Raw genomic sequence first — 3,469 nt, 5'->3', positions numbered from 1 at the left:
GGCTGCACTTCTACAATCAACACCGACCCCACAGCTCAACCGGCGGCAAGCCGCCGGTCACCCGGCTGACCAACCTCCCTGGACATCACATCTAGTCGGCCCTAGTCGGCTCTAGTCGGCGATCCGGACCAGCATCTTGCCGGTGTTGGCCCCGGACAGCAGGCCCAGGAACGCGTCCGGCGCGTTGCGGATGCCGCCGACGAAGGTCTCGGAGTACTTGATCTCGCCGGCGCTGACCAGCGGCGCGATCTCGCTGACGAACTGCTGCTGCAGGCCCCAGTGGTCGAGCACGAGCAGGCCGCGGATGGTGAGCCGCTTGGCGATGATCTGGCTCAGGTTGCGCGGCGCCGGGGTCGGCTCGGTGGCGTTGTACTGCGAGATCATGCCGCAGACGGCGATCCGGCCGTGCAAGGTGATCGCGTCGATGGCGGCCTCGAGGTGCTCACCGCCGACGTTGTCGAAGTAGACGTCGATGCCCTCGGGCGCCGCCTGGTGCAGCTGCTCGGCGACCGGGCCGTCCTTGTAGTTGAAGGCCGCATCGAAGCCGAGGTCGTCGATGAGGTGACGGACCTTTTCCGCGGACCCCGCCGAGCCGATGACCCGCTTGGCGCCCTTGAGCTTGGCGAGCTGCCCGACGAGCGACCCGACGGCGCCGGCCGCCCCGGAAACGAAGACGGTGTCCCCCGGCTTGAACTCGGCCGACTCCAGCAGACCGGCGTAGGCGGTCAGGCCCGGCATGCCGAGCACGCCGAGATAGGTCGAGAGCGGCGCGGCATCGGCGTCCACCTTGACGAAGCGCTTGGCGTCGAGGACGGCGTGGGTGCGCCAGCCGGCCTGGTGCAGCACGTGCTCACCCGGCTTGACACCGTCCACATGAGATTCGACAACCTCGCCGACGGCCCCGCCGTTCATGACCTCCCCGACCTGGAACGGCGGCGCGTACGACTTGACGTCGCGCATGCGCCCGCGCATCGCCGGGTCGACGCTCATGACGAGGTTGCGCACGAGGATCTGCCCGTCACCCGGGGTCGGGATCTCCGTGTCGACGATCTCGAAGTTGTCGTGCGTCGGGACACCTTCCGGCCGTGAAGCCAGCCGGATCTCGGTCGCCTGGGTGGGTGCGTTCACCGTCGAACTCCTCAAGTCTCGAAGCGGGGCAGTCGCCCCGGATTCCACCGGGTACAACCGGCTAACCGGGGCGCACATTCCGATTGTGACGGGCTACACGATTTCGGCAAGTTTTCCGAGAACGCCGTCGTAGATCTTCTTGAGCCCCCCGGGAGCGAAGGTCTTCTCGAAGAAGCCCCCGACACCGCCGGCGCCGTCCCAGCTGGTTTCGATCCGGACGAGGCTCTGGTCGCCGGCCTCGGTGACGGTCCAGGTGGTGACCATGCTGGAGTTCGCGTCGGTCTCGACCAGGGTGCCGGGCTGCGGCTCGGTGACGGTTGCTTTGACATCGCGCACACGCTTGGAGGTGGCTTGCAGCTTCCAGCCGGCTTTGGTCCCGGCGCCGACGCCGCCTTCGGTCACCTCGTAGTCGCGGTAGTGCTCGGTGAGCAGCTTCGGCCGCGTTTCGGCATAGTCGGCGACGAGCGCGCGGACCTTGTCGGCCGGTGCGTTGACGGTGCGCTCCGCGGTGGCCGTGACCTTTCCCATTTCACTCCTTTTCCGAGGTGGCTGGACGGCTCCCACCCTAGGCCGCGGGGGTGAGGGCTGGAGCGTCGCGTTCACCACGGAAAACAGGGCCTTCGCGGCTGCGGGCGGCCACGGGTCCCACGTGGGCGGGGTCCAGACGCGATGCCCATTGGCGACCGGGCACGGGCTCACGTGGGGCTGGCCGCTCGACCTGGCGGATCCCAGCCCGCCCAGTCGCCGGCCATGGCCGAGCTGGGCGCAGACCCGGCGGTTCCCGGGCAATCGCCGACCTCGGCCGCGAGCGCCTGCGCGATCCCGAAGCCACCGCGGTCTGTCGCTGCCCCGAAGCCACCGCACGCGAAGCCAGCCCCGAAACGGGGCATACCTGACCATGCGCCCGCACGAACCCACTCCGCAACCCAAGCCCCCGACCCCGCCCAGAGCAGGCGAGCACCAGCCCGCACAGCCGCCGACCGGGCAGTCAGCACCCACGAAACCAAACCACCCCGGACCTCCGGCCCGGCCGAAGCGCTCCCGGACGCGAGGCGAGCCCCGCCGTTCAGCACAATCTGTTTGCCAGCCCCAACTCCTTTCAATACGCAACCGCGACGGAATCCCGCACGGCCTCAGGCATTTCAACCACCCGCAGCACAAAATGCGCCGCATCCGCCCGGGCGATCCTGAACCCGCCGCGAACACTCTGCTCGTAAGCGATCCGATAGCGCCCGGTCGCTGGTTTATCCGTCAGCAGCGGCAGCTGTACCGACGTCCAGTCGAGACCGCTCATCCGGAGCTCGTGCTCCATGAACGCAACATCCTCGTAGTGCTTCCGCAGCCGCAGGTTCGCCAGCGGCGAAAGCACAGTGCGCGTGAAGAACCCCACTCCCGGATCCCGTTTCGGCGGGTTCGGGCGACTCGGCGTCGGGATCGTCGAGACACCCGCGACGCTCACCACGACCAGGCGGCGCACCCCCGCCGCCTCCATCGCGTCGATGATGTCCCGGGTTCCGCGGGAGGCGACGCCGTATTCGCCGTGGTGTCGTGGCCCCAGTGCGGAAATCACGGCGTCGCCACCGTCCACTGCGGACTTAAGCGTCGCCGGTTCTGGTGTGGTCAGGTCAGCGCGGACCACCCGGACCGGCGCCGTGACGGCGTCCGGGTTTCGGACCACCGCCGTGACCTCGTGACCCGCCGCGAGGGCCTGGCCGAGTACGTGCGCGCCGGTTCGGCCGGACGCTGCGAAGAGCGTGAGCTTCATCGACACACCCCCAAAGCCAGCCGCGAGAGCCTGGCCGAGTACGTGCGCGCCAGTTCGGCCGGACGCCGCGAAAAGCGTCAGCTTCATCCGCGCACCCCAAAGCCAGCAGCCAAAGCCCAGCCGACCAACACACCCCAAAGCCAGCCGCGAGAGCCTGGCCGAGCACGTGCGCGCCAGTTCGGCCGGACGCTGCGAAGAGCGTCAGCTTCATCGACACACCCCCAAAGCCAGCCGCGAGAGCCTGGCCGAGCACGTGCGCGCCAGTTCGGCCGGACGCCGCGAAAAGCGTCAGCTTCATCCACGCACCCCAAAGCCAGCAGCCAAAGCCCAGCCGACCAACACACCCCCAAAGCCAGCCGCGAGAGCCTGGCCGAGCACGTGCGCGCCAGTTCGGCCGGACGCTGCGAAGAGCGTGAGCTTCATCGACACACCCCCAAAGCCAGCCGCGAGAGCCTGGCCGAGCACGTGCGCGCCGGTTCGCCGGACGCCGCGAAAAGCGTCAGCTTCATCCACGCACCCCAAAGCCAGCAGCCAAAGCCCAGCCGACCAACACACCCCCAAAGCCAGCCGCGAGGG

3 protein-coding genes are annotated in these 3,469 nt (G+C 68.8%); all 3 read right to left on the bottom strand.

The features are described from left to right. Positions 1-111: 111 nt before the first annotated feature. On the bottom strand, positions 112-1,128 hold the full coding sequence (locus ACZ61C_RS43500; protein ID WP_465313816.1) for an NADP-dependent oxidoreductase: 1,017 nt from the start codon (positions 1,126-1,128) through the stop codon (positions 112-114). A 93-nt stretch (positions 1,129-1,221) separates the two neighbouring features. Next, positions 1,222-1,656, bottom strand: a complete 435-nt coding sequence (locus ACZ61C_RS43495) for an SRPBCC family protein (protein ID WP_465313815.1) — start codon at positions 1,654-1,656, stop codon at positions 1,222-1,224. Between the two features lie 571 nt (positions 1,657-2,227). Continuing rightward, positions 2,228-2,980, bottom strand: a complete 753-nt coding sequence (locus ACZ61C_RS43490) for an NAD(P)-dependent oxidoreductase (RefSeq protein ID WP_465313814.1) — start codon at positions 2,978-2,980, stop codon at positions 2,228-2,230. Positions 2,981-3,469 lie beyond the last annotated feature (489 nt).

It is taken from the genome of Amycolatopsis sp. NPDC104587 (assembly GCF_055583645.1).
This window is presented reverse-complemented; position numbering and strand designations above follow the sequence as displayed.